The 23958-nt window shown below is 68.4% G+C and carries 23 protein-coding genes and 1 pseudogene; 6 read left to right on the top strand and 18 right to left on the bottom strand.

All coding sequences use genetic code 11. The annotated features are described in order from the left end of the window. Positions 1-6: 6 nt before the first annotated feature. The gene (locus tag DZG09_RS04205) at positions 7-1206 is read right to left on the bottom strand and encodes a glycine cleavage T C-terminal barrel domain-containing protein (protein ID WP_119697382.1); all 1200 of its coding nucleotides are present in this window, start codon (positions 1204-1206) and stop codon (positions 7-9) included. 104 nt (positions 1207-1310) lie between these two features. Then, on the bottom strand, positions 1311-3836 hold the full coding sequence (locus tag DZG09_RS04200; protein ID WP_119697381.1) for a GcvT family protein: 2526 nt from the start codon (positions 3834-3836) through the stop codon (positions 1311-1313). Positions 3837-4048: 212 nt separating this feature from the next. Between DZG09_RS04200 and DZG09_RS04195 the strand changes: the two genes are divergently transcribed. Next, positions 4049-5629: a molybdopterin-dependent oxidoreductase gene (locus DZG09_RS04195; protein ID WP_119696425.1), complete on the top strand. Its 1581-nt coding sequence runs from the start codon at positions 4049-4051 to the stop codon at positions 5627-5629. A gap of 3 nt (positions 5630-5632) precedes the next feature. Here the strand turns inward: DZG09_RS04195 and DZG09_RS04190 are convergent. The 5 genes and pseudogenes from DZG09_RS04190 to fdxA all read right to left on the bottom strand — a co-directional run. Next, positions 5633-5878: pseudogene (locus DZG09_RS04190) on the bottom strand (porphobilinogen synthase); the annotation flags it as partial. 246 nt (positions 5879-6124) lie between these two features. Then, positions 6125-6751 (bottom strand): superoxide dismutase, encoded by a 627-nt coding sequence (locus DZG09_RS04185; protein WP_119696424.1) that lies wholly within the window; start codon positions 6749-6751, stop codon positions 6125-6127. Positions 6752-6774: 23 nt separating this feature from the next. Further along, a complete protein-coding gene (locus DZG09_RS04180) occupies positions 6775-7284 on the bottom strand; it encodes a flavin reductase family protein (RefSeq protein WP_119696423.1) in 510 nt (169 codons plus the stop codon). Next, complete coding sequence (locus DZG09_RS04175) at positions 7281-8639, bottom strand: FAD-dependent oxidoreductase (RefSeq protein ID WP_119696422.1); 1359 nt, start codon at positions 8637-8639, stop codon at positions 7281-7283. The genes DZG09_RS04180 and DZG09_RS04175 overlap by 4 nt, the downstream gene beginning before the upstream one ends. Next, on the bottom strand, positions 8636-8962 hold the full coding sequence (gene fdxA, locus DZG09_RS04170) for a ferredoxin (protein WP_119696421.1): 327 nt from the start codon (positions 8960-8962) through the stop codon (positions 8636-8638). The genes DZG09_RS04175 and fdxA overlap by 4 nt, the downstream gene beginning before the upstream one ends. A gap of 126 nt (positions 8963-9088) precedes the next feature. Here fdxA and soxR point away from each other — a divergent pair, with 126 nt between their 5' ends. Then, positions 9089-9538: a redox-sensitive transcriptional activator SoxR gene (soxR, locus tag DZG09_RS04165; protein WP_119696420.1), complete on the top strand. Its 450-nt coding sequence runs from the start codon at positions 9089-9091 to the stop codon at positions 9536-9538. Positions 9539-9761: 223 nt separating this feature from the next. On the opposite strand, the gene hemB is transcribed toward soxR, so the two are convergent. From hemB to hemE, 9 genes are all read right to left on the bottom strand, one after another. Beyond that, on the bottom strand, positions 9762-10745 hold the full coding sequence (hemB, locus tag DZG09_RS04160) for a porphobilinogen synthase (RefSeq protein ID WP_119696419.1): 984 nt from the start codon (positions 10743-10745) through the stop codon (positions 9762-9764). Continuing rightward, positions 10742-11629 carry a uroporphyrinogen-III synthase gene (locus DZG09_RS04155; protein ID WP_119696418.1) on the bottom strand — a complete coding sequence of 296 codons (888 nt, stop codon included), beginning with the start codon at positions 11627-11629 and terminating at the stop codon, positions 10742-10744. Before DZG09_RS04155 ends, hemB begins: the two co-directional genes overlap by 4 nt. A gap of 5 nt (positions 11630-11634) precedes the next feature. Beyond that, positions 11635-12630 (bottom strand): hydroxymethylbilane synthase, encoded by a 996-nt coding sequence (gene hemC / locus DZG09_RS04150; RefSeq protein WP_119696417.1) that lies wholly within the window; start codon positions 12628-12630, stop codon positions 11635-11637. Continuing rightward, complete coding sequence (hemQ, locus tag DZG09_RS04145) at positions 12627-13316, bottom strand: hydrogen peroxide-dependent heme synthase (RefSeq protein WP_119696416.1); 690 nt, start codon at positions 13314-13316, stop codon at positions 12627-12629. The genes hemC and hemQ overlap by 4 nt, the downstream gene beginning before the upstream one ends. A gap of 103 nt (positions 13317-13419) precedes the next feature. Next, positions 13420-13686 (bottom strand): hypothetical protein, encoded by a 267-nt coding sequence (locus tag DZG09_RS04140; protein WP_119696415.1) that lies wholly within the window; start codon positions 13684-13686, stop codon positions 13420-13422. Next, on the bottom strand, positions 13676-14101 hold the full coding sequence (locus tag DZG09_RS04135; protein WP_119696414.1) for a phage holin family protein: 426 nt from the start codon (positions 14099-14101) through the stop codon (positions 13676-13678). The genes DZG09_RS04140 and DZG09_RS04135 overlap by 11 nt, the downstream gene beginning before the upstream one ends. Continuing rightward, a complete protein-coding gene (locus tag DZG09_RS04130) occupies positions 14101-14421 on the bottom strand; it encodes a hypothetical protein (RefSeq protein WP_119696413.1) in 321 nt (106 codons plus the stop codon). Before DZG09_RS04130 ends, DZG09_RS04135 begins: the two co-directional genes overlap by 1 nt. A gap of 121 nt (positions 14422-14542) precedes the next feature. Then, positions 14543-16102, bottom strand: a complete 1560-nt coding sequence (locus DZG09_RS04125; RefSeq protein ID WP_119696412.1) for a protoporphyrinogen/coproporphyrinogen oxidase — start codon at positions 16100-16102, stop codon at positions 14543-14545. Next, a complete protein-coding gene (gene hemE / locus DZG09_RS04120; RefSeq protein WP_119696411.1) occupies positions 16102-17133 on the bottom strand; it encodes a uroporphyrinogen decarboxylase in 1032 nt (343 codons plus the stop codon). The genes DZG09_RS04125 and hemE overlap by 1 nt, the downstream gene beginning before the upstream one ends. Before the next feature lie 111 nt (positions 17134-17244). Here hemE and DZG09_RS04115 point away from each other — a divergent pair, with 111 nt between their 5' ends. Next, positions 17245-18525: a glutamyl-tRNA reductase gene (locus DZG09_RS04115; RefSeq protein ID WP_119696410.1), complete on the top strand. Its 1281-nt coding sequence runs from the start codon at positions 17245-17247 to the stop codon at positions 18523-18525. Positions 18526-18758: 233 nt separating this feature from the next. Here the strand turns inward: DZG09_RS04115 and DZG09_RS04110 are convergent, their stop codons facing one another. Together DZG09_RS04110 and DZG09_RS04105 are read right to left on the bottom strand one after the other, a co-directional pair. Next, positions 18759-19541 (bottom strand): HAD-IIB family hydrolase, encoded by a 783-nt coding sequence (locus DZG09_RS04110; RefSeq protein ID WP_119696409.1) that lies wholly within the window; start codon positions 19539-19541, stop codon positions 18759-18761. Between the two features lie 31 nt (positions 19542-19572). Beyond that, positions 19573-20670 (bottom strand): LacI family DNA-binding transcriptional regulator, encoded by a 1098-nt coding sequence (locus DZG09_RS04105; protein WP_119696408.1) that lies wholly within the window; start codon positions 20668-20670, stop codon positions 19573-19575. Between the two features lie 326 nt (positions 20671-20996). Here DZG09_RS04105 and DZG09_RS04100 point away from each other — a divergent pair, with 326 nt between their 5' ends. Genes DZG09_RS04100 through DZG09_RS04090 form a run of 3 tightly spaced genes read left to right on the top strand, consistent with a single transcriptional unit; the run spans position 20997 to position 23869 of the window. Beyond that, the gene (locus DZG09_RS04100; protein ID WP_240423677.1) at positions 20997-21842 is read left to right on the top strand and encodes a carbohydrate ABC transporter permease; all 846 of its coding nucleotides are present in this window, start codon (positions 20997-20999) and stop codon (positions 21840-21842) included. Beyond that, positions 21839-22732 carry a carbohydrate ABC transporter permease gene (locus tag DZG09_RS04095; RefSeq protein ID WP_119696406.1) on the top strand — a complete coding sequence of 298 codons (894 nt, stop codon included), beginning with the start codon at positions 21839-21841 and terminating at the stop codon, positions 22730-22732. The genes DZG09_RS04100 and DZG09_RS04095 overlap by 4 nt, the downstream gene beginning before the upstream one ends. Positions 22733-22786: 54 nt before the next feature. After that, positions 22787-23869, top strand: coding sequence for a glycoside hydrolase family 130 protein (locus tag DZG09_RS04090; protein ID WP_119696405.1), 1083 nt, complete (start codon positions 22787-22789; stop codon positions 23867-23869). Positions 23870-23958: the final 89 nt, after the last annotated feature.

Raw genomic sequence — 23958 nt, 5'->3', positions numbered from 1 at the left:
CCAGGCTCACGAAGCGGCCGCCTCGTCCGATCGCATCGACTGCTTCGGTCGTTCCTTCGTCGGGTCGACGAAGGGCTTGGGCACCACGGTCGCCGGCACGATCCCCGCGGGGGTCGCGACCTGCACGTCGGTGCCGATCTCGCTGAGCGACACCGGCACCATCGCCAGGCCGATGTTGCGTTCGAGCCGTGGCGAGAAGCACGCAGACGTCACCTCGCCGACGGGCATCTCACCGTCGAGCACCGTGAACGCCTCGATCATCGAACCGTCATTGAACGTGCCGAGCCGATCGCCGCCGATCTCGAGACCGACCATTCGACGCGAGACGCCCTCCTGCTTGACGCGGCGGAGGGCCTCCTTGCCGATGAAGTCGGGCTCCTGGTCGACGTCGACCATCCAGTCGTAGCCCATGCCGACCTCGAAGGGGTTCGTGTCGAGGGTGATGTCGCACCCGTACGACAGGATGCCCGCTTCGATGCGCCGGATGTGGCACGGCCCGATGACCTTGAGGTCGAACGGGCGGCCGACCTCCCAGATCTTGTTCCACAGCTGTTCGCCGTCGCGGCTGGCATTGCGCACGTAGATCTCGAAGCCGAGCTCCGCCGTGTATCCGGTGCGCGAGACGACGACCTGCATGCCGTCGAGCTCGTATTCGCGCAACCAGTAGTACCCGACATCGAGCACGTCTGCGCCGAACACCTCGCTCATCAGTGCGCCGGCGAGCGGGCCCTGCACCTGCACGGGGCCGACGTCGGCCTCGCGGATCGTGACGTCGAGACCGGAGTTCAGCGCAAGACCGCGCGCCCACAGCAGCACGTCGCTGTCGGCGAGCGAGAGCCAGAAGTGATTCTCACCGAGCCGCAGCAGCACGGGGTCGTTGATGATGCCGCCGTCCTCTGCGGTGAGGAACACGTACTTGCACTGACCGACGGCGCACTTGGACAGATCGCGCGGCACGAGCATGTTCGTGAACTCGAATGCGTCGGGGCCGGTGATCTCGATCTGGCGTTCGACGCCGACGTCCCAGAGTGTGACGCCGTTCACGAGCGCCCAGTACTCCTCGACCGGGTCGCCGTAGTGACGGGGGTGGTATGTGTGGTTGTAGACGCTGTACATCGCCACACCGTGCTGTCGAGAGGCGTGGAAGAAAGGCGACTTCCGCAGCCTCGGGTAGAGCAGAATCCGTGGATCGGGGTTCACAGACATGAGGACCTCCTCGTCCGGCACATCCTTCTCATTCCGGTGTATCACCGGGGGTTTTCCTGCGCAAGAGGCGGGTCTCGCCCCTTGTGAGCGGGAGTCCGGATCCGTCAGGATCGCATGCGCGAACCATCCGGATCGAACGCCCCGGCGCGGCCGTGCGAGACGACCTCGACGGGGTGGCGACGACCGAGATAGTCGACGCACAGCTGAGCGCCCATGGCGGCACGCTCCGGCGGCAGATACGCCAGCATGACGTACCTGCCGAGCGAGGGCGCGGGGCCCGCACTCGTGACATAGCTGCGAAGACCGCGCGCATCGGTGATGGGTGCGCCGTCCGGTTCCAGCACGGGTTCTGAGCCCGTGGGGAAGTGTGCGGCGGGTGCGAGCGGCTCGACCATCGCCAGGGTCACCAGCTCGGCGACCGGGTCGGCCTCGCGCTCGGCGAGGTACGCATCGCGCCCGATGAAGTCGACGTCCTTCACGCGCGACAGGGCGAGTCCCGCCTCGACGGGGCCGCGGTCGGCGGTCAGCTCTGCGCCCATCAGGCGGAACGCCTTCTCGATGCGACCCGTCGTGCCGTAGACGCCGGCACCGGCAGCGATCACGCCGTCGTCGCCGCCCGCCTGCCAGAGCCTGTCCCACGCGGCAGCGGCGTACTCACTCGGCAGGTGGATCTCCCAGCCGAGCTCGCCGACGTACGAGATCCGCGCCATGGTGGCCGGCACCCCGCCGACGCTCACGCGCTGCGCCGTGGCGAAGCCGAACGCCTCGTCGGAGAGGTCGGCGTCGACGACGCGCTGGGCGATGTCGCGGGCGCGCGGGCCCCACAGACCGATCGCCGATCGAGCGGATGTCACATCGCTCAGGTGCACCGTGCCGTCCCCCGGCAGATTGCGCCGCAGCCATGCTCCGTCGCGCGGCCCGTCGGAGGAGCCGGTGATCACCTCGAACCGCTCTTCGTCCATCCGGATGATGGTGAGGTCGGATCGGAATCCGCCTGCCGGATCGAGCATCGGCGTGTAGACCACGCTGCCGACCGGGCGGTCGATGCGGTTGACCGTGAGCCGCTCCAGCAGAGCGAGCGCACCGGGGCCCGCCACCTCGAGTACCGCGAACGACGACAGGTCGAACATCGCCGCGCGGTCGCGCATCGCGAGGTGCTCGGCCTCGATGATCGAAGACCACCAGCGCTGGTCCCACTCGTGGGTGCGATCGCCGATCCGGCTCGCATAGTCGCCGACGAGCGCGGCGTTCGACGCGTACCACTGCGGGCGCTCCCAGCCTGATGCCTCATAGTACTCCGCGCCGAGCGCCGCCGTGCGGGTGTGCAGCGGCGAGGTGCGCATCGGGCGCTCGGACAGGTACTGCTCGCGCGGGTGGCTGATGCCGTAGATCTTCGGGAAGCCCTCGGCGGAGCGGCGCTCGACGAAAGAGCGCGACCTGGCGTGCGCGGGGAAGCGTGCGACGTCCGCGCCGTCGATGTCGATCTCACTGTGGCCTGCGACGATGCGCTCCGCCAGCGCGCGCCCGACCGCCGGGCCCTCCTTGATCCACACGGCGGCCGCCGACCACAGGCCCCGCACCTCCGCCGTCTCGCCGAGGACGGGGGAGCCGTCGGGTGTGATCGAGAGCAGTCCGTCGATCGCGTCCTGCCGCTTCACACCCGGCTGGTTCAGCAGTTCGCCGAACAGCTCGCGCGCGTGGCCGAGCTGCGGCACGAAGTCGGCACCGCTGAACGGCATCCGGGTGGGAGAGGTCTGCGGGCCGTGACCGAGTGGTGGGATGTCGCTGGGTGCGTGCAGCAGAGGTCGGTGCGCGTAGGAGCCGACCTCGAGGTCGGCTCCGCGCTGGCGCTCGTACATCTTCGCATCCATGTCGCGCAGCAGCGGCATCGAGATCACCTCGCCTGTGGCTTCGAGCTGCGGGATGGGCCCGAAGTCGGCCATCTGGTGCACGGCGGGCGTGAGCGGAATCGTCGCGCCCGCCATCTCGGCGATGCGCGGGCTCCACACGCCGCAGGCGATCACGACTATGTCGGCCTCGACGTCACCGCGGTCGGTGCGCACCTTGGTGATGCGCGGGCCGTCGGCGCTGGAAACGCTGTCGAGGCCCGTCACCTCGGTCTCGTCGGAGACCGTCAGCGCCCCGGCATCGATCGCCTCCTGCCGGAGCATCTCTCCCGCACGCACCGCATCGACGATCGCACCGGACGGGGTGTGGAAGCCCCCGAGCAGCAGGTCCTCCCGGATGAACGGCACCAGTTCCCGGATCCGCTGCGGAGAGATCAGCTCGGCCTCGATGCCCCAAGCCTCAGCCGACGACATCCGGCGCGTGAACTCCTGCAGGCGTTCCGGGGTGCGAGCGGCCTCGATCCCGCCGCACTCGATGAGCACGCCGAGATCGGAGTACTGCCGCATCGAGTCGGTGGTGAGGTCGGTGATCTCACGCGAGTGGTCGACGGGGAAGACGAAGTTCGACGCGTGCCCGGTGGACCCGCCGGGGTCGGGGAGCGGGCCCTTGTCGATCAGCAGGATGTCGCGCCCGCCGAGGGCTGCGAGGTGCTTGACGAGGGCGCTTCCCACGATGCCCGCGCCGATCACCACGATCTCGCTCCGCCCGGGGATTGAAACCATCGCCACCATCTCCCTCGACAGTGATCAACGTGCCTGATCCGGCGACTCTACCCCCGCGGATCGTTCGTACGGAAGAGCCGGATCATGCGTGTTCTCCGGAAGCGTCTGTGCGGCTCCGACGATCCCGTCGCGCGCCCGCCGCGCAGGACCAATCCGCTGGCCTGCGCACGCCGAACAACCTGTAACGGGGCGGATATGTGAGGGCGATCTTGATGAACAGGCACGAACCGAGGGCATGGCTGTGGAGCATGGTGGGCGGCGTGATCGCCGCCGCCGCCTTCTTCGCCGTCGCAGAGGTCGTCGCGCTCGTCGCATCGCCAGGCGGAGGACCGTTCGTCGCCGTCGGCGGCGTCGTCATCGATGTGATCCCACGCCCGCTCAAGGAGATCGCGATCAGCGTGTTCGGAGAGTTCGACAAGATCGCACTCCTCGTCGGGCTCGGGCTCGCGGCCCTTGTGTCCGCCGCACTGGCAGGTCTCCTGCAGTACCGGCGTCGCCCACTCGGCGTGGCAGTGCTCACAGCAGCAGGCACGCTGACCCTGGCTGCCTCCGTGACCCGGCCCGGCGCGTCGAGCCTCGCCTGGCTCCCGTCCGCGGCCGGCGCCGTCGTCGGAGCCGTCGTCCTCATGCTGCTGATCTCACGACTGCGTGCATGGGCCGATTCGGATGCCTCCGCCGCGGCTCCCGAGAATCCAGCCGAGCCTCGTGCGAGGGCATTCATCGATCGACGCTCCTTCTTCCGCGCGACAGCGATCGTCGGCGCCTCGGCTGTGATCGTCGGGGTCAGCGCCCGCATCGTCAGCGCAGCCACGTCCTCAGTGTCGGCGCTGCGCGAGGAGCTGCGCCTGCCGACACCCGGCCGGAGAGTCGCGATCCCGGGCGGCGCGGATCTCGACATCGATGGTCTCTCCCCCATCGTCACCGCGAACGATGACTTCTACCGCGTCGACACAGCTCTCGTCGTACCAGAGGTCGATTCGTCCACGTGGACCCTTTCGATCACGGGAATGGTCGACGAACCCGTGCAGCTCGATCTCCGCGATCTCTTCGACATGGGCCTCGACGAGTACGCCATCACCCTCACCTGCGTGTCCAACGAAGTCGGAGGAGATCTCGTCGGCAACGCGGTCTGGCTCGGCGTGCCGGTGCGCGACGTGCTCGCGAAGGCTCGCCCGCAGGAGGGAGCCGACATGGTGCTCTCGCGCAGCGTGGACGGCTTCACGGCGTCGACTCCGCTGGAATCTCTCACAGACACCGCACTCGATGCCATCATCGCCGTCGGCATGAACGGCGAGCCCCTCCCGCTGGAGCACGGCTTCCCCGTGCGCATGGTCGTGCCGGGGCTGTACGGCTACGTATCGGCGACCAAATGGCTGACGGAGCTGAAAGTCACGACGTTCGCCGAGGACGAGGCGTACTGGACGCCGCGAGGCTACAGCGCGAAGGCTCCGATCAAGCTCTCCTCCCGCATCGACACACCGCGTCCGGGCACCCCGGTCGCGCCTGGCCGCGTACCCATCGCCGGCATGGCGTGGGCGCAGACCGTCGGGATCGACCGGGTCGAGGTCTCGATCGACGACGGCGCGTGGCAGAGCGCGACCCTGTCGAATCCGATCAATCGGGATACGTGGGTGCAGTGGACTCTCGCATGGGACGCGACACCCGGAACCCACTACGTCGCAGTGCGAGCCGTCGACAAAGACGGGCGCAGACAGATCGAGGAGAAGGCCCCGATCTACCCGAACGGCTCATCCGGCTGGCAGCGTCTGCTCGTCACGGTCGCCGACGACTGAGGCCTACAGCCCCTCGCGGATCCAGCGGGCGGCCTCGACGGCCCAGTAGCTGAGGATCGTGTCGGCCCCGGCACGGCGGAACGCCGTGAGCGAATCCAGGATCGTCGCGCGCCGGTCGAGCCATCCGTTGGCCGCTGCGGCCTCGACCATCGAGTACTCGCCGGAGACCTGGTAGGTCCACACCGGCACGTCGACCGAGGCGCGCACCTCGGCGAGCACGTCGAGATACGGCAGGCCGGGTTTGACCATCTCCCTCGACAGTGATCAACGTTCCTGATCCGGCGACTCTGCCCCCGCGAACAGTCGCTACGGAAGAGTCGGATCATGCGTGTTCTCTGAGAGTGTCGGCGGCGTACGGGCGAGCACGGCGCGAGGGCGTCCCCCGCGCCGTGCTCGCCCGTGGCGCGCGGGGTCGATCCGCCCCATACGTGCGACCCGGCCCTCTGCGGACATTCGCGAGGGCCGGGTCGCTCACAAGAGGCAGGGTCGGCAGGGTCAGCCCGCGACGATGAGCTGGGTCGCAGAGCGCGCGGCCTCGAAGCGATGCTGCACGTCGGGCCAGTTCACGAGGTTCCAGAATGCCTTCACGTAGTCAGCGCGCACGTTGAGGTAGTCGAGGTAGTACGCGTGCTCCCACACGTCGAGCTGCAGCAGCGGCGTGACACCGAGGGGCGCGTTGCCCTGCTGGTCGAACAGCTGGAAGATGACCGGGCGCGCCCCCACACTGTCCCATGCAAGAACGGCCCAGCCTGATCCCTGCACGCCCAGCGCCGTCGCGGTGAAGTGCGCGCGGAAGGCATCGACCGAGCCGAAAGAACCCTGCAGCGCTGCGGCGAGTTCGCCCTCTGGGGCGCCGCCTCCATCAGGCGACATGTTCTGCCAGAACACCGAATGATTGATGTGTCCGCCGAGATTGAACGCGAGGTCTTTCTCGAGCTTGTTGACGTTCGCGAGGTCGCTTGCGCTGCGCGCCGTGGCGAGCTGCTCGAGGGCGGTGTTCGCGCCCGTCACGTACGCCTGGTGGTGCTTGGAATGGTGGAGCTCCATGACCTTGCCGGAGATGTGCGGCTCGAGCGCCGAGTAGTCGTAGGGCAGCTCGGGGAGGGTGTAGAGAGTGGACATCGTGTCTTCCTTTCGATGATCTTTCAGTGGAGGGTGTCGTGCGGAAGTGCGTGGAAACGACGGTCGAGGTAGACGACTGGGCGGCCTTGGGGCCCTGGCAGCACTTCGAGGACCTCGGCGACGACGACCGTCGACGAGCCGACGGCAACGGTCTGCATGGCGCGGCAGTGCAGGGCTGCGCGAGCCGACGAGAGGTGCGGCTCACCCGTGTCGAGCTGCGACCACCCCTGATCGGCGGTGAACCGCTCGGCCCCGCTCGTCGCGAAGCTCTGCGCCAGAGCGGAGTGCTCGTCGTCGATGAGGTGCACGACGAAGGTGTCAGCACCGAGGATCGCGCCCGCCGAACCGGTGGCCCTGGTGACTGAGAAGACGATCGCGGCCGGATCGACCGCCACCGAGGCGACGCTCGACGCCGTCAGGCCGACGGCTCCGTCACGCGCGGATGCCGTGATGATCGCGATGCCGGCGGGGTGCGTGCGGAATGCCGCCTTGAGCCCCTCGCCGACCGTCGTGGGTACGGGTGCCGCTGTCATCGGACAACCTCCGTCATCTGCTCCTGCTGCGCATGCGCGAGCATCTCCTCGCGGTCCACGATCTTCGTCCGCTCGCGTCCGCGTTCTGCACCGGCCAGGCGCTCGGCGGCATCGATGCGCAGCCAGCCGTCGAGGTCGACCGCGTGACCGAGATCCGCGGTCGGATCGCCTTCGCGCGGGGCACGCGGGGCGGCGGCGAGATCGTCTACGAGGTGGCGGACGGTCTGCGCCGCGTCGGACTTCGTCGAGCCGATGAGCCCGACCGGGCCTCGCTTGACCCAGCCGGTGGCGTACAACCGCGAGATCGGCACGCCCGCCGCATCCAGGACTCGCCCCTCGGCGTGCGGAACGGCTCCGAGATCTGCGTCGAACGGCACTCCGGGAACAGCGGTCGAGCGGTAGCCCACCGCGCGGTAGACCGCCCCGACGTCGTAGCGCAGCAGCTCGCCGGTTCCGACCATGCGGCCCCGTTCGTCGGATGCGGTGCGTTCCATCTCGATACCGGTCACTCGGTCGGTGCCGAGCAGGCGGACAGGCCGCTGCCGCAGGTGCAGGTGGATGCGGCGCGAGGCCGTCCGGGTCGCGGGGTCGAGCGCGGCCCACTCGCTCATGGTGCGCACGATGATGCGGCGCTGCGAGAACTGCGCGATCATCCGTTCTGCGTGCTCGTCCAGGACGAGTTCCTCCGGGTCGACGATCACGTCGACATCGTTCTGCTCGGCGAGCTCGCGCAGCTCCAGCGGGGAGAAGCGCACGTCGGCCGGGCCCCGCCGGGCGAACAGGTGCACATCACGCACTGGGCTGGCGGCGAGCTGATCGAGCACGGAGTCCGGCGTGTCGGTACCCGTCAGCGCCACGGCGTGCTTGGCGAGGATCCGAGCGACGTCGAGGGCCACGTTTCCCGCACCGAGCACCGCGACCGATTCCGCCTCGAGCGGCCAGGCTCGCGATACATCGGGATGCCCGTCGTACCAGGCCACGAACGTCGCGGCACCGAAGGATCCGGGCAGGTCGATGCCGGGGATGTCAAGACTGGCATCGAGGTCGGCGCCGGTCGCCACGATCACACCGTCGTACACCGCACGGAGGTCATCGATCTCGATGTCGACCCCGATCTCCACGTTGCAGCGGAGGCGGATGCGCGGATTCACGAGTACGTCGTGCAGGGCGTCGGTGATCTTGCGGATGCGCGGATGATCCGGGGCGACGCCGTACCGGACCAGGCCGTAGGGCGCCGGCAGCTTCTCGAACAGGTCGATCGAGGCGGTCGGTGCGAGGCCGAGGAGGATGTCGGCGGCGTAGATCCCGGCCGGCCCTGCCCCGACGACGGCGATGCGCGGTTCGGTGTTGATCATGTGTGTTCCCCCTGGGGCGCGAGCGCGGCGATGATCGGGTAATCGAACGGATACACCCCGGTCTTGGCTGCGCCGCCGGGCGAGCCGATCTCGTCGAAGAACTCGACGTTCGCCTTGTAGTAGTCCTGCCACTCATCGGGCAGATCGTCTTCGTAGTAGATCGCCTCGACAGGGCACACGGGCTCACAGGCACCGCAGTCCACGCACTCGTCCGGGTGGATGTACAGCGACCGTTCGCCCTCGTAGATGCAGTCGACGGGGCATTCATCGATGCAGGCCTTGTCCTTCACATCGACGCACGGCAAGGCGATCACATAGGTCATCGGTGGGTCTTCATTCGGGTCACTCTGTCCTCGTTCGGGTCGATCGGGTCCGCATCGGGGCCACTCGACAACCGTAAAACCTCAAGTAGACTTGAGGTCAAATCGAGGAGATGGGAAGGCAGCCCGATGAGCCAGCACGCACCCGACGAGTCACTGACGATCGGCGAGATGACCCGGCGCACCGGGGTCGCCGCATCCGCCCTGCACTTCTACGAGAGACTCGGCCTCATCGCCTCGACCCGCACACCAGGCAACCAGCGTCGCTACGCCAGACACATGCTGCGCCGGGTCTCGCTCATCACGGTCGCCAAGCGTCTCGGCATCCCGCTCTCCGACGTGCAGTCGGCCTTCGCCGACGTGCCGCTCACCGAGACCCCGAGTCACGCCGACTGGCAACGGGCCTCGCGACGTTGGAAACGCGAGCTCAAGACTCGCCGCGAGGGTATCGAACGCCTCGAACGCGAGCTCACCGGTTGCATCGGCTGCGGCTGCCTGTCCATGAAGGCCTGCGGCCTGCTCAACCCCGACGACGCCCTTGGTACGCAGGGTGCCGGGCCGCAGCGCCTGAGCAGCTGACGGATCGCCCCTCACGGATCGCCTCGTTCTCGACCAGCCCGATCGTCGACTCGGCGAGGTCAGTGTCATACGCGTCGGCGATGCTCCTGAACGAGGCGGCGATGCCCCGCTCCCACAGGTCCGGTGCGCTCGCCGTTTCGATCCGGGATCGTCGTCAGCAGGCGTCGGCCCCGCACGAGCCCGCTGATGCCGAGCTGGCGCATGGTGCGCGCGGAGCCGCTCGCTACAGCCCCTCGCGGATCCAGCGGGCGGCCTCGACGGCCCAGTAGCTGAGGATCGTGTCAGCCCCGGCACGGCGGAACGCCGTGAGCGAATCCAGGATCGTCGCCCGCCGGTCGAGCCATCCGTTGGCCGCTGCGGCCTCGATCATCGAGTACTCGCCGGAGACCTGATAGCTCCACACCGGCACGTCGACACAGGCACGCACCTCGGCGAGCACGTCGAGATACGGCAGGCCGGGCTTGACCATGACGGCGTCCGCGCCTTCTTCGACGTCGAGGATCGCCTCGCGCACGCCCTCGCGCGCGTTGGCCGGGTCCATCTGGTACGTCTTGCGGTCGCCGGTCAGCTGCGAATCGACCGCCTCACGGAACGGCCCATAGAAGGCGCCGGCGTACTTGGCCGAATAGGCCATGATCATCGTGTCGGTGAACCCCGCCTCGTCGAGCGCGTCACGCACGACTCGGGTCTGGCCGTCCATCATGCCGCTGAGCCCGAGCAGCTGCGAGCCCGCTCTGGCCTGTGCGAGCGCCGTCGATGCGTAGCGCTCCAGCGTTGCGTCGTTGTCAACGGCACCGGATGGCGTGAGCACGCCGCAGTGGCCGTGGTCGGTGAACTCGTCGAGGCACAGATCGGTCTGCACCACGAGCTCGTCGCCCACCTCCGCGGCGACGGCCCTGGTCGCCGCGTTGAGGATGCCATCCGGATCGTCCGCCGCCGAACCGGTCGCGTCGCGCACGGCCGGCACGCCGAACAGCATCACGCCGCTCACGCCTGCTTCCGCCGCCTCGTTCACGGCGCGGCGCAGCGAGTCCATCGTGTGCTGCTGCACGCCTGGCATGGACGAGATCCGGCTCGGCTCGTCGATGCCCTCCCGCACGAACATGGGCAGCACGAGCTGCGACGGCACGAGGTGCGTCTCACGCATCAACCGGCGCACGGCCGACGACTGTCGCCCGCGACGAAGGCGATGAGTGGGGAAGCTCACCGCGCTCCCCTCGCCTTCCCGAGATGCGCGATCGGCAGCGACTGGGTCTCCTGCACTGTGACTGCGACCTCTTCGGTCGGTGGGACCGCGAGCGCCTCCGCCGACGGCTCGGGAACCTCGATGCCGCTGAGCGTCTCGATCAGCGAGTCGATCGTCTGCGCCGGGGCGACGACACGGATCGGAAGGCCAACGCGTTCGGCATCGCGCGCCGTGCGAGGGCCGATCGCCGCGAGCAGCGTGGTGTCTGCGATGGTGGCGAACTGCTCGCGCACCTGCTCCGCAACGGATCCGCTCGTGACGAGAATGGCGTTGATGCGCCCGCTCGTCACGTCCCTGACGACCTTGTCGGTCACTGGAACGCCGACGGTGCGGTAGGCGATGACGCTGCGCACGTCGTGGCCCGCCTTCCGCAGCGACGTCGAGAGCACGGGCTTGGCGATCTCGCTGCGCAGCGAGAGGATCCTGCGAGGCGACGGCTCGAGGTCATTCAGCTGACGCGCCATCCCTGCGGCGGAGTTGTCACGATCGGGAACGAGATCGACCGGATAGCCGACGGCCTTGAGCGCCGCGGCCGTCGTCTCGCCGACCGCCGCCACCTTGGTCGACGGCGGGATGGTGGCTTGATACGAGTACAGCACGTCGACCGTCGTCGCGCTCGTGACGGTGAGCCAATCGAATTCGCCCGCGGCGAGATCGCGGAGCGACTGCTCGAGCGTGTCGGTGTCGTCGGTGGAGGCGAAGTTGATCAGCGGCGCGACCACGGGCACTGCGCCTTTGCTGCGCAGAGTCGCTGCGACGCTGTCGCCCCACGGGCCGCCTCTGGGAACCAGAACGCGCCAGCCGGTGAGCGGTTTCGAGGGCTTGGAGGGATTCTTGTTGCTCATGTGATTCAGGAGGGGTTGTCGGCTACCAGGCCGGCCGCCCCTGCAATGAGCAGCCGACGTGCGACATCGATTCCGATGTCGCGTGCGCGCTCGGACGCGCCAGCGGTAGCTGCGTCGCTGCCTGAACCCCGACTATACCCCTCACCTGAAAAAACGCCAGGCGAGAGCGTCCAGGCATCGTCGAGAGTGACGTCGTCGCCGGAATGCGACGCGTACACGTCGGCACGGACGCGCACCTCGCCCCCCGCGACGAACGCATGGATGCCGACCGGTGCATGGCAGCCCGCCTCGATCCCGCCGAGCGCGTGACGCTCGACGGCCTGCCCGAACGCGGTGACCGGGTCTGTGAGCGGCTCGACCGCTTCGCGGAGCGTCTCCGCCGCGTCGTCTCGGATCTCCACCGCGAGCACGCCCTGACCTGCAGCCGTCGGCCACACGGCGAGATCACGCGCAGCGACGTGCAGATCGATCTCCGCTCCGAGACGGCCGAGCCCCGCCGCGGCGAGCACGATCGCGTCGAGCTCGCCGTCGCGCACGCGCGCCATGCGCGAGTCGACGTTGCCCCGCAGGTCGCGGACCTCCGCACCCGGGTTGGCTCTGCGCACCTGCGCCATCCTCCGCGGCGACCCGGTCCCGACGGTGCTGCCCTCAGGCAGATCCTCGAGGGGGGTGCCGTCGCGGGTGATGATCACGTCACGGGGATCGACGCGCTTCGGCGTCGCGGCCACGACCAGACCAGGCGGCTGCGTCGTCGGAAGATCCTTCAGCGAGTGCACGAGCACGTCGCAGCGATCGGCGAGCAGGGCCTCGCGCAGGCGGGTCGCGAACACTCCCGTGCCGCCCATGCTCGCCAGCGACGCGCGATTCGTATCGCCCTCGCTGGTGATCGGCACCAGTTCGACGGCCCTCCCCGCCGTGCGCTCCAACTCCCTCGCCACGATGCCGGACTGGGCCATCGCGAGGTTGCTGCGGCGCGTGCCGAGTCGGATGGCGTCGGTCACTGCAGGATTTCCGGAATCTCTGCGATCGGAATCCGCCGCCCCGTGTAGAACGGCGTCTCCTCCCTCACATGCCGGCGGGCGTCGGTGTAGCGCAGGTCGCGCATCATGTCGACCAGGTCGGTGAGCTCGTCGGCCTCCATCGGCAGCATCCACTCGTAGTCGCCGAGCGCGAAGGCCGCCATCGTGTTGGCCGTGACGCCCTTGAAGGCCGCGCCCTTGCGACCGTGGTCCGCGAGCATGCCGCGACGCTCGTCGTCCGGCAGCAGGTACCACTCGTGGCTGCGCACGAACGGGTAGACGGTCAGCCAGCCCTTCGGCGCGATGCCGCGCAGATAGCCTGGAACGTGGGCCTTGTTGAACTCGGCGTCGCGGTGCACCGACATCGCATTCCACGTCGGCAGCAGCGGTCGCAGCAGCTCGGTGCGGCGCAGACGGCGCACGGCGCGCTGCAGATCTTCGGCGATGGGGCCGTGCAGCCACACCATCAGATCGGCGTCGGCGCGCAGACCAGACACATCGTAGAAGCCGCGCACCGTGACGCCCCGTTCTCCGAGGAACGTGACGATGTTCTCGAGCTCGGTCTCGTCGGTCTCCCGAACGGGCTGATCGGGGTTGCGACGCCACACGACGAACAGGCTGTAGTTGTCGCTGCTCGTCGCGGGGGATTCGGAGGAAGTCTCGGCCATGGCTTCATTGTCCCACCGACACCCGCTCACACGAAAAGATCCGGATGAACCGCAACGGCCCATCCGGATCTCTTCATCATCGGCGCATGCGCCGACACATCGGTCATCTCTTGGCGATGAGTTTCGCGACTCCCCACACCGCCGTGCCGATGCCCGCCGCGACGCCTGCGGCGACGATCGCAGCGGCCACGGGCTCACGGCGGGCGAACCTGCGCGCCTCGTCGGCTCTGCGCCCCGCGGCCTCGGCCGCGCGAGCCGGGAAGTTCGCCTTGCTCTCGATTGCGGCGAGCGCGGCCGTCAGCTCGACGCGCGCGCGCTCGACGGGGTCGGTGATGCCGCTCGGGACGACCGTCTTCGACTCAGAACTCATCCGCGAACTCCTTCACGATTCCGGCGTCGGTCTTCGCCGCCTGGCCGGGGCTCTCCAGTTTCTGGATCTTCCTGATGTGCCCTATCCAGGCCCACAGGCCGCAGATCGCAATGAAGACCACCCCGATGCCGAGCACGATGAGCGCTGCAGCCCACAGCGGCAGCCAGAGATCCAGCAGAATGATCAGGAACGTGAGGAACGCCGGGATCGTCCAGAACAGGAAGAACAGCGCGGCGATGGCCAGGATGGCCGTCCAGCTGCCGTGCTTGATCAGCTTGCCGAGATAGACCTTCAGCGCGTTCCACTCGGCGACCAGCAGGTTCCTGACCAGGCCGGGCACGTCGCCGATGAGGGTGAAGAGCCCATCATCGTTGCGATCGCGGACCGGCGAACCCTTCTTCTTCTCGCGGGTCATCAGTCAGTCGCGGCTTTCTTGATATCGCGGACGGACTCCTTGGTTGTGTCGATCGTGGCGTCGAGCTTCTCGCCCGGCGTCGATCCTTGGTTCGCTGCAGTCTTCGCGACCTTCGCGACGGCGTCCCACGCGACGCGCGGAAGCTTCATGGCGCTGGACGCCGCCAAGTCCTTGGCCTTGCTCACCTGCTCCTGGACAGGATCGAGGTTCCACACCTTCTGGGCGCCTGTCTTGATCTGCTCGTAGCGCTGACGCCCAGCACGTGTGCCCAGCACGTACCCCACGCCGAGGCCGATCACGAGTCCCACTTTCCCCCGCATGGGGTCTCCTCACGTCGTCCGGTCGAGTCTGGTCCCACGATAGCCGCACAGCGCTGGCGCCGCATTCCTTCGGCGGAATATCTCCCGCACCGGACGGTGCACAGACCTCCGCACGTGCGCCCTACGACTCGCCTGCACGCCACAGCACGGCGTGACGGAGGCGATCCGCCTCTGCCACGGCATCCGGAACGACCTGCGCCAGCCCCGTGCCCGCGATCCACGCGCCGGCGACGCCGAGACCCTCGACCGCGATGACGCGGTTGCGAGCCGCCTCGACGGCCTCGCGACGCCCGATCGCGGCGGCAGGCTGCGACTGCGCGAAGCGCTGGATCCGGATGTCGACGAGCTGCTCCAGTGCGAGCTCCACTCCGAGCATGGCCGAGGCCTGCTCCAGTGCGAGCTGCGCCGCCTCGTCCTCGGAGAGCCCGTCTGTGGCGGGCGCGTCGCCCTGCGCGCCGAACGACACTCGGACCACGTGACGGCCGGACTCGAGCGTGTCACCGACCCATGCCCACTTCGCGGTGACGTGGGTGAGCGCCTTGGCACGGAACGAACCGGGCACCGTCAGCACTCCGGTGCCGCGCGGCGCCGTGTCGAGCTGCGGCGCGTCGAGCACAAGCGTCGCGACCGCGACAGCCGGGCCGTCGTGCGACGCTGCGGGCGCGAGGCCCTCGGTGTGCGGGGAGAGCAGCCGCCGCGCCATGCCCTCGTCGGTCGCGACGAACACGGCGTCGTACGCAGGAGCATCCGGTTCGTCGTCTCTGTCGTCGGTGCTTTCCGAGCCTTCGGAATCGACCGCATCCGGATGTTCGGGCGCCGTCCCGCTCGTCACGACCCGCCACGCGCCATCGTGTTCGAGTCGTTCGACCTCCGTCGCGGTGCAGAAGGTGACGCCGTGGGTGGCGAGGTCCTCGATGAGCGCGTCGATGAGGCGCCCCATCCCGCCTGCGATTCCCTGCACCGCCGAGCCCGGAGCCTTGACGGCGTCGCGCCGCTCGCGCTGGAGCCGGTCGACCGCGCTGAACAGCCTGCCCGTCTTCGTGATGGCCGCGCCGAGGCCGGGAGCGGCGACATCCGGATCGATGTCGTCGGGGTCCGCGGAGTACACCCCGCTGGTGACGGGAGCGACCAGCCGGTCGGCGATCGTGTTGCCGAGGCGCGAACGCACCAGCTTTCCGAGGCTGGCGGCATGGCCGATCGTGAGGACGGGCTTGAACGTGTCGGCGAGGTATGCCCGCCAGGCGCCGCCCCAGCCGATGATGCGACGCACATCTGCGGCGAAGGGCGTCGCGGGGATGCCCAGCAGGCCGCCCTTCGGGAGCGGAGCCGTCCTGCCGTCGGGGAGCCCGGCCAGCCACGCGCCGCCGGCGCCCGTACCCGGTTCGACGACGTCCTCGCCCAGCCCGAGCTCGTCGATGAGTGCGCGCACGTGTCCGCCGCGGGTGGCGAAGCTCTCGGCGCCGAGGTCGAGGCGGACGCCGGCGACTTCGGCGGAGCGCACTGCGCCGCCAGGGGATTCCGCCGCTTCGTACACGTCGACCGAGAAGCCGAGGCCGGCGAACTCGCGGGCGGCGACGAGACCTGCCGCGCCGGCGCCGATCACCGCGACCCGGATACCTGCCGCGCGCCGACGGAGCTCTGCGAGGTCGGTCTCACCGGCGGGTGCCGTGCGCTCCGCCATCACTGCTCCTCGTGCACCAGCTCGACGATGCGGGTCAGAACTTCCGGGTCCGTCTCCGGCGGAACGCCGTGGCCCAGGTTCACGATATGGGCGCGGGCGGATTCGCCGCGGCCCAGCACGTCGCGCACGTGCGCCTCGAGCATCGGCCACGGTGCCTGCAGCATCGCCGGATCGATGTTGCCCTGCAGCGTCACGTCGCCTCCGACGATGGCTGCCGCCTCGTCGAGCGGCATGCGCCAGTCGACGCCGACCGCGTCGGCGACGCCGCCGAGGCGCATGTCATCGAGGAACGGCCCTGTCCCGACGCCGAAGTGGATCACGGGAACGTCGTGGCCGACCAGCGCTGCTGTCGAGTGCGGGGCGATGAACTCGCGGTACGCCGCGGGCGAGAGCGACCCGGCCCACGAGTCGAACAGCTGCACGGCTGATGCGCCGGCGTCGATCTGTGCGCCGAGGAAGGCGTGCGAGACCTGCGCGAGCCATCCGGCCAGCCGGTTCCACGATGCGGGGTCGCCTGCCATCATGGCGCGAGCGCGCATGTGCTCCTTCGACGGGCCGCCCTCGACGAGGTAGGCCGCGAGTGTGAACGGTGCGCCGGCGAAGCCGATCAGCGGCACGTCGCCGAGTTCCCGGGTGACGGCGGCGACGGCCTCTCTGATGGGTCCTGCCGACTGGGCGACGACATCCGGATCGATCGAGGTGAGCCGGTCGACGTCGGCCGCCGTGCGCACGGGAGAGGCGAAGACGGGGCCACGGCCCGGCTCGATCTCGACCTCGACGCCTGCAAGGCGCAGCGGCACCACGATGTCGCTGAAGAAGATGCCGGCATCGACGCCGTGACGGCGCACGGGCTGAAGCGTGATCTCGGCGGCGAGGTCGGGGGTGAGGCACGCGTCGAGCATGCGCGTGCCGACGCGCAGCTCCCGATACTCGGGCAGCGATCGACCCGCCTGCCGCATGAACCACACCGGGGTCCGCTCGGGTCGATCACCGTTCAGCGCGCGCAGCAGGGAAGCATCGGAAGGAGCCATGGCGCCATTCTCCCAGCCGGCGCCCCCAAGATCGCTGTGCCCGGCTTAGGCCACCCTTCCTTCTCTGGAATCGTTCAGAACTACGGTTCGATGCATTGTAGAATCTTCACCGTGCTGCTGTGCCTGACTGCGAGTCACAAGACCGCCCCCTTCGACCTGCTCGAGAGGCTGTCTGCACCAGGCGACCCCATCTCTGCCCGCATCGTCGAGGCTGACGGCGTCAACGGCGCGATCGTGCTCGCCACCTGCAACCGCTTCGAGGCCTACCTCGACGTCGCAGATTCCAAGGCGAGCGGCGGGATCGACGCGACGCTCGACGCCATCGAGCAGGGCACAGGAGTGAGCGCAGACGCCCTCGCCGATTCCTACGAGGTGCTCTCGGCCGGCCGCGTCGCCGAGCACCTCTTCTCCGTCGCCTCCGGCCTCGAATCAGTGGTCATCGGCGAAGTGGAGATCGCCGGCCAGGTCCGCCGCGCCCGCGATGAGGCGAACGAGGCGGGCGCGACCTCGCCGGAGCTGGAGCGGCTGTTCCAGCGCGCCACCGAGACCCAGAAGGGCGTCAAGAACGCCACAGCGATCGGCCGCGCGGGTCGCTCACTCGTGCGGCTCGCCCTCGAGCTCGCCGACAGCCGCGTGAGCGACTGGACCGCTCAGCGCACCCTGCTCGTCGGCACCGGCGCCTATGCCGCAGCAACGGTTGCCGCACTGCGCGATCAGGGCGTCACCGACATCACTGTGCACTCTCCCACCGGCCGCGGCGAACGCTTCGCGCTGAAGTACGACATCGACTGGGTCGACGACTCGGGGCTCGCCGCTGCCGCCGCCGATGCCGACCTCGTCGTCACCTGCACCTCGCGGGAGCAGCCCGTGATCACTGCCGAACTGCTGCGCCGCGGCGGCCGCACGTCGGGCGGTTTCGTGATCGACCTCGGCCTGCCGCGCAACGTCGCTCCGGATGTCGCAGAGATCGATTCGCTGACGCTGCTCGACCTCGAGACGATCCGACTGCACGCCCCGCTCGAGGAGCTGCAGGCGCATGACGACGCCCGCCGCATGGTGCGCGACGCCGCCACGAAGTTCGGCGTCGTCGGGCGCGAGCAGAGCGCGTCGCCGGCGATCGTGGCGCTGCGAAAGCACGTCTTCTCGCTGATGGAGTCGGAGATCGCACGCGGGAAGGGCCGCGGCGACACCGAACGCACCGAGCAGGCCCTGCGCCACATGGTCGGCGTGCTGCTGCACGAGCCGACCTCGCGCGCCAGGGATCTGGCGGCATCCGGGAGGGCCGACGAGGTCTTCGACGCGCTCGAGACGCTCTTCGGCATCGACGCCCGTCCCGCAGCCGAGGTCGAGCGCCCGGAAGAGTGCCCGTTCGGCCACTCAGCGTCGGCCTGAGCGGCCCCGGGCAGCACTGGGCTCCGGCTCAGCGCCTGGCACCTGCTTCCGTACGCCGAATCGCATCATAGATGCAGGGTTGGTGCGATCTCATAGGTCGAAACCCGGTGCATACGGAGGAACTGCCAGAAACCGAGGCGAAAGATGTCTCCGGCCGTCCCGATTGCGGCAGCTGCGACACGCACGTCACCGGCACGCTTCACCCACGCGCGCGACAAGCACGAGCGGGTAGCCTACAGTGCACGGGTCACCGGTCTCGGTGCAGCCTCGCGCAGGAGGGCATCGACGAAGCGCGCCGCTTCCTCCCAGCCCCCGACTGCGTGGCAGGCGACGCCCATCGCGAGCACCGGGTAGTCGTTCCCGTGCTGGTCCAAGCGGTCGCCCACGAAGAGCATGTCGTCCAGAGCGATGCCCGTCTGCTCGACGAGCCGTTGCATCCCGTAGGCCTTGTCGATGCCCTGTTCGGTCACGTCGACCGAGGTCGAACCTCCGGAGCGGACCTCAAGGTCGGGAAGGCGGGCCGCGACGGCCGCACGCAGAGAACTCTTGCGCTCACCTGTCGGATCCCATGCGGACTTCTTGTCGACAGGCGCCTGCTGCCCGAGAGCGGAGAACGTGATCTGCGAATCTCGGTCCTCTAGGATCTCGCCCCACGTCTCGCTCTCCCAAAGACCGAGGCGACGCGCTTCCTCTTCGAGCACGGAGAGGGCGCGGCGCTTCTGGTCCTCCGTCAGAGCGCGCGCGTACACCATCTCGACGCTGTGTCCGGAGAGACGGTAGTACTGGGTTCCGCACGCGGGGAGGAGGTGAAAGTGCGACAGCTCATCGGCACCGGTGTCCGGGAGCCTGTCCACCACCTGCATCATGAACTGCGAGAGTTGCCCGCCGGAGATGATCGCGACCTCGGCCCGCCCAGCGAGGGCAAGAAGCAACTCCCCCATAAGTGGGTCCATCACGCTCTTGGACGGCGCCAGCGTGTCATCAAGGTCGAACGCGACGAGACGGGGAAAGGACATGCATGCTCCATTCGAGTCGGATGGGGAGCGGCTAGCGCTCGCGTGCCGGACCGGTGCTGCTCCGGACGATGAACTCGACCGGCGGCAGCCGCGCCGGCGTCGGCTCCCGCCCCTCGACGATGTCGACGAGGGTGCGCGCGCACGCACGACCCCACTCGAACACATCCTGGCGAACCGTGGTGAGCGGCGGGACGATGTACGGCGCGAGCGGGATGTCGTCGAAACCAACGATCGACAGATCGTGGGGAACGCGGATCCCGCGCTCGGTGGCGGCAGACATACCGGCAATCGCCATCAGGTCATTGGCGAACACGATCGCGCTCGGAGGTCGAGCCAGATCCAGCAACTCGTGCGTCGCCCGAGCGCCCGCCGCACCGGTGAAGTCCGCGTCGATGATGGGTCCGGGGTCGAGGCCAAGCTCGGCGATCTCCTCGCTCCAGGCCCGCCGACGGACATCGGAGTGGATGTAACGAGCGGCTCCCGCTACGTGCGCGATGCGTCGATGCCCGAGCGCAAACAGATGGCGAACGGCGCGGCGAATGCCTGCGGCGTCATCGAGACCGATCGGTTCCTCGTCGCTCTGCCCAGGAGCGGCCGGTCCGACGAGGACGCACGGCAGACCGAGCCGCACGAGTTCGGCCGGACGGTCGTCGCTCGTACGCAGGTCCGTGAGGAACACCCCGTCGACACGCGACTCGTGGGCGAAGCGAATGTAGGCCTCAGTCTCGGTCTCCTCACCATCGACGACCTGGAGGACAAGCGCGTACTTCACCTCCGATAGTCCGCTCTCCACTCCAGCGACGAACTGCGGGAAGAACGGGTCAGTGCTCAGCAGCTCCGGTTCCCGGCGGACCACAAGCCCGACGGACTGCGCGCGACTGCGCGAGAGCGCCCTGGCTCGCGCATCGGGTCGCCACCCGAGCTCCTGCGCCGCCTCGAGTATCCGCTCCCTGGCGGCTTCACCCACACCGGCCCGGCCGTTGAACACGAACGAGACGGCGCTCTTGGAAACCTGTGCCTTGGCGGCGACGTCGCCGATCGTGACGCGGCGCTCTCGCGCTCCCACCGCATCGGATGCGGTCACCCCCGGGGGCACCGCCGAATCGCCAGCCGTCTCATCCGCGCTCATCTCTTGATCATAGCCTGATGTTTAGCCCCATTTAGCTTCCAGAGTGTGCCCCTCGATCCGCACCACAATAAGGAGACATCACTCACCGTTCACGCGGATTGACCTCTGATCGCAAAACCGGTTTACTAAGTACTCACGAGCGCTCGCGATCCCGACGCGAACAGCACTGGAACACCACGTGAAGAGATCAGTGAGGAGCAGTCGCAATGGAGCGAGTCGACATGACGACAAGAGGCAAAGCCCCTCCCGCAGCCACAACATCCCGACGGCCGCGGACCAGCGCCCGAGCCCGGTTGCAGCGGTGGCTCGGGGAGAACCCGCTCGGGATGCTTCTGAGCGCCCCCTACACGCTCTTCGTCGTCGTCGTCTTCCTCATCCCGTTCGGATTCGGCGTGTGGATGTCCTTTCACGACTTCTTCTTCACCGCCCCCAGTGTTCAGGTCGAGCATCCCTTCGTCGGTCTCGCGAATTTCCAGGAGGTCCTGACCGACCCGGCCGTGGGACAGGCGTTCCTGAACCTGCTGATCTTCCTCGTCATCAACGTGCCCCTCACCGTCGTGCTTGGGCTCCTGCTGTCGTCCGGGCTCGACGCGGTCGTGCATTGGAAGGGCTTCTTTCGGGTCTCGTACTACATCCCCTACGTCACCGCCTCCGTCGCGACAATCGCCGTGTGGATCTTCCTGTTCAACGGCGGCGGAGTCGTGAACACGCTCCTCGGGGGCCTCGCACCCGACCCGTCATGGCTGGCCAACCAGGGTCTGATCATGCCGCTGATCGCGGTCTACGTGACGTGGAAGAACCTCGGTTTCTACATCCTGCTCTATCTCGCCGCTCTCCAGAATGTGCCCAAGGAACTCCACGAGGCCGCGCAGCTGGACGGCGCCGGCCGTTGGCAGCGGTTCCGCTCCGTGACGCTGCCCGCCGTACGTCCGGTGACGTCACTGGTCATCCTGCTGTCGATCATCATCACCGGACAGATCTTCACAGAGCCTTATCTGCTCTCCGGCGGCGGCCCCAACGGCGCCTCGATGACCCCGGCACTGCTGATGTACCAGAAGGGCATCCAGCAGGGACAGCCCGACATCGCCGCGGCGATCGGGATGATCCTCGTGCTCGCCGTGATGATCCTGTCACTCGTCTCCCGACGCCTCACCGAGGGGAAGAACCGATGACCGCTCCGGCCTCCGCCCGCGCCCGCCCGGCTGAGCGCCGGCGACGCGCTCCCCTGAGCGTGCGTGCTCTGACCGGGTTGCGCTTCCTCGCGCTGCTCATCGGCGCCCTGGCGGCGCTGATCCCGTTCTATTACATGATCGTCGGCGCCCTGCAGGAGACGCGCGACACGACCCTGTTCGGTCTGCTCCCCCTGCCGAACAACCTGACGCTGAACAACTTCCTAGAGGTCAACGCTTCCATCGACCTCCTGCGTTCGCTGCTGAACTCGCTGATCTTCACGGCGGGCGTCATGGCCTGCACACTCGTATTCGGCCTGCTGGTCGGTTACGCGCTGGCTGCACTGTCGTTCCGTGGTCGCGGAGTTGTGTTCGGCCTGGTGCTGCTCGTCCAGGCCATCCCGTTCCAACTGCTCATGATCCCGCTCTACGTGATGGCCGTGCGCTATCTGAACCTCGCCGACAACTTCCTCGGCATGATCCTGCCGTTCGCGATCAACTCCGTCGCCGTGCTGATCTTCCGGCAGTACTTCCTGCAGATCCCGCGCGATGTCTTCGACGCGGCACGCATCGACGGTGCGAGCGAGTTCCGCATCCTCGTGTCCATCGCCGTCCCGCTCGTGCGCCCGGCGATCCTGACCGCGATGCTCGTGACCTTCATCGGCCCGTGGAACGAGTTCCTGTGGCCCTTCCTCGTCACCAAGGAGGCGGCGATGCAGCCGCTCGCCGTGAGCCTGGCCAACTTCTCACAGTCGAACGGGACGTTCGTGGACAACCCCATGGGCGCGGTCCTCGCCGGCGCCTGCGTTCTGGCGATCCCGGTCGTCGTGCTGTTCCTGCTGTTCCAGCGCCATTTCACATCCGCGAACCTCGGCTCGGCCATCAAAGGCTGACCGAAACCCGCGCATCACCCACCGCCCGACGGCGACCAGACACAAGGCAAGGCAATGACTACTCTCGGCAACTCACCCACGCGCGTCACGATCCCCTACACCCTTCGTCGCCTCGGGACGCTCATGTCCCCCGAACCGGGCAATCCGCTGGAGGTGGAGGGCGTGCTGAATCCCGGCACGGCCCGCGCAGCCGACGGCGAGCTCTATCTCTACCCGCGTATGGTCGCCGAAGGCAACGTCTCTCGCGTCGGTCGCGCGCGCATCGTCGTGGACGACGTCCCGGTGGGCGTCGAGCGTCTGGACGTGGTGCTCTCCCCCGACGAGGGCTGGGAACACGGCCGTCAGAACGCCGGCGTGGAGGACCCTCGCATCACGTTCCTCGAGCCTCTCGGGCTCCACGTCATGACCTACGTGGCGTACGGCCCTCTCGGTCCCAGGCCCGCTCTCGCCGTCTCCCAGGACACCGTCGCCTGGCGGCGTCTCGGACCTCTCCGCTTCGCGTACCAGTCGGAGCTCGACACCGACCTCAATCTGTTCCCGAACAAGGACATCGTCTTCTTCCCCGAAGCCGTTGCCGGGCCCGACGGTAGCCCCCGCATCGCTTTGCTGCACCGTCCGATGTGGGACCTGGACTGGTTGCGTCCCGGCGAGGGCTCGCGCCCCCCCGCGGGCATCACCGACGACCGTCCCTCCATCTGGATCGGGTATGTGGATCTGGAGGCCGCTCGCGCGGATCTCTCCGCGCTGACGCTCGTCGACGACTCAGCCATGATCGCGAGCCCGGAGTTGGAGTACGAGAGCGCCAAGATCGGAGCCGGCCCCGCGCCACTGCGCGTCCCGGAGGGCTGGCTCGTCCTGCATCACGGCGTTTCGGGCCCGACGCCGAAGGGGTTCGAACTCGCCTACGGGTCGCGGTACTCGGCCGGGGCCATCCTGCTCGATGCGCAGGACCCGCGTCGCGTCATCGGACGCACCGCCGAGCCTCTCCTGGAGCCTGAGACCGCCGAGGAGTTGCAGGGGACTCTCGGTAACGTCGTCTTCCCGACCGCGATCGAGGAGATCGGCGGGCGCCACTTCGTCTTCTACGGCATGGCCGATTCCTCCATCGGCGTCGCCGAACTCGAGCGAACCGACTGAGTCCGCTTCCGGCGCGTCCGAAACGGGTATGCCCACCGCTCCAGGCGGTGGGCATACCCGTTTCCTCGTGCCGAGCTCCGCGCAGCAGA

Origin of the sequence: Microbacterium halotolerans, assembly GCF_003569805.1 — a bacterium.
GTDB lineage: Bacteria > Actinomycetota > Actinomycetes > Actinomycetales > Microbacteriaceae > Microbacterium > Microbacterium halotolerans.
Note: the sequence above shows the minus strand (reverse complement) of the source record. Positions and strands in the feature narration are given on the sequence as shown.

Coding starts and splice junctions, on each gene's coding strand:
- DZG09_RS04135 (WP_119696414.1), bottom strand. CDS start 14,101: ATGACCCGCGAGAAGAAGAAGGGTTCGCCGGTCCGCGATCGCAACGAT.
- DZG09_RS04125 (WP_119696412.1), bottom strand. CDS start 16,102: ATGGCGGAGCGCACGGCACCCGCCGGTGAGACCGACCTCGCAGAGCTC.
- DZG09_RS04200 (WP_119697381.1), bottom strand. CDS start 3,836: ATGGTTTCAATCCCCGGGCGGAGCGAGATCGTGGTGATCGGCGCGGGC.
- DZG09_RS04110 (WP_119696409.1), bottom strand. CDS start 19,541: ATGTCCTTTCCCCGTCTCGTCGCGTTCGACCTTGATGACACGCTGGCG.
- DZG09_RS04195 (WP_119696425.1), top strand. CDS start 4,049: ATGAACAGGCACGAACCGAGGGCATGGCTGTGGAGCATGGTGGGCGGC.
- DZG09_RS04175 (WP_119696422.1), bottom strand. CDS start 8,639: ATGATCAACACCGAACCGCGCATCGCCGTCGTCGGGGCAGGGCCGGCC.
- DZG09_RS04205 (WP_119697382.1), bottom strand. CDS start 1,206: ATGTCTGTGAACCCCGATCCACGGATTCTGCTCTACCCGAGGCTGCGG.
- DZG09_RS04185 (WP_119696424.1), bottom strand. CDS start 6,751: ATGTCCACTCTCTACACCCTCCCCGAGCTGCCCTACGACTACTCGGCG.
- DZG09_RS04100 (WP_240423677.1), top strand. CDS start 20,997: ATGCTTCTGAGCGCCCCCTACACGCTCTTCGTCGTCGTCGTCTTCCTC.
- DZG09_RS04140 (WP_119696415.1), bottom strand. CDS start 13,686: ATGAGTTCTGAGTCGAAGACGGTCGTCCCGAGCGGCATCACCGACCCC.
- hemE (WP_119696411.1), bottom strand. CDS start 17,133: ATGGCTCCTTCCGATGCTTCCCTGCTGCGCGCGCTGAACGGTGATCGA.
- hemQ (WP_119696416.1), bottom strand. CDS start 13,316: ATGGCCGAGACTTCCTCCGAATCCCCCGCGACGAGCAGCGACAACTAC.
- DZG09_RS04155 (WP_119696418.1), bottom strand. CDS start 11,629: ATGAGCAACAAGAATCCCTCCAAGCCCTCGAAACCGCTCACCGGCTGG.
- DZG09_RS04090 (WP_119696405.1), top strand. CDS start 22,787: ATGACTACTCTCGGCAACTCACCCACGCGCGTCACGATCCCCTACACC.
- DZG09_RS04095 (WP_119696406.1), top strand. CDS start 21,839: ATGACCGCTCCGGCCTCCGCCCGCGCCCGCCCGGCTGAGCGCCGGCGA.
- soxR (WP_119696420.1), top strand. CDS start 9,089: ATGAGCCAGCACGCACCCGACGAGTCACTGACGATCGGCGAGATGACC.
- DZG09_RS04105 (WP_119696408.1), bottom strand. CDS start 20,670: ATGAGCGCGGATGAGACGGCTGGCGATTCGGCGGTGCCCCCGGGGGTG.
- DZG09_RS04180 (WP_119696423.1), bottom strand. CDS start 7,284: ATGACAGCGGCACCCGTACCCACGACGGTCGGCGAGGGGCTCAAGGCG.
- fdxA (WP_119696421.1), bottom strand. CDS start 8,962: ATGACCTATGTGATCGCCTTGCCGTGCGTCGATGTGAAGGACAAGGCC.
- DZG09_RS04130 (WP_119696413.1), bottom strand. CDS start 14,421: ATGCGGGGGAAAGTGGGACTCGTGATCGGCCTCGGCGTGGGGTACGTG.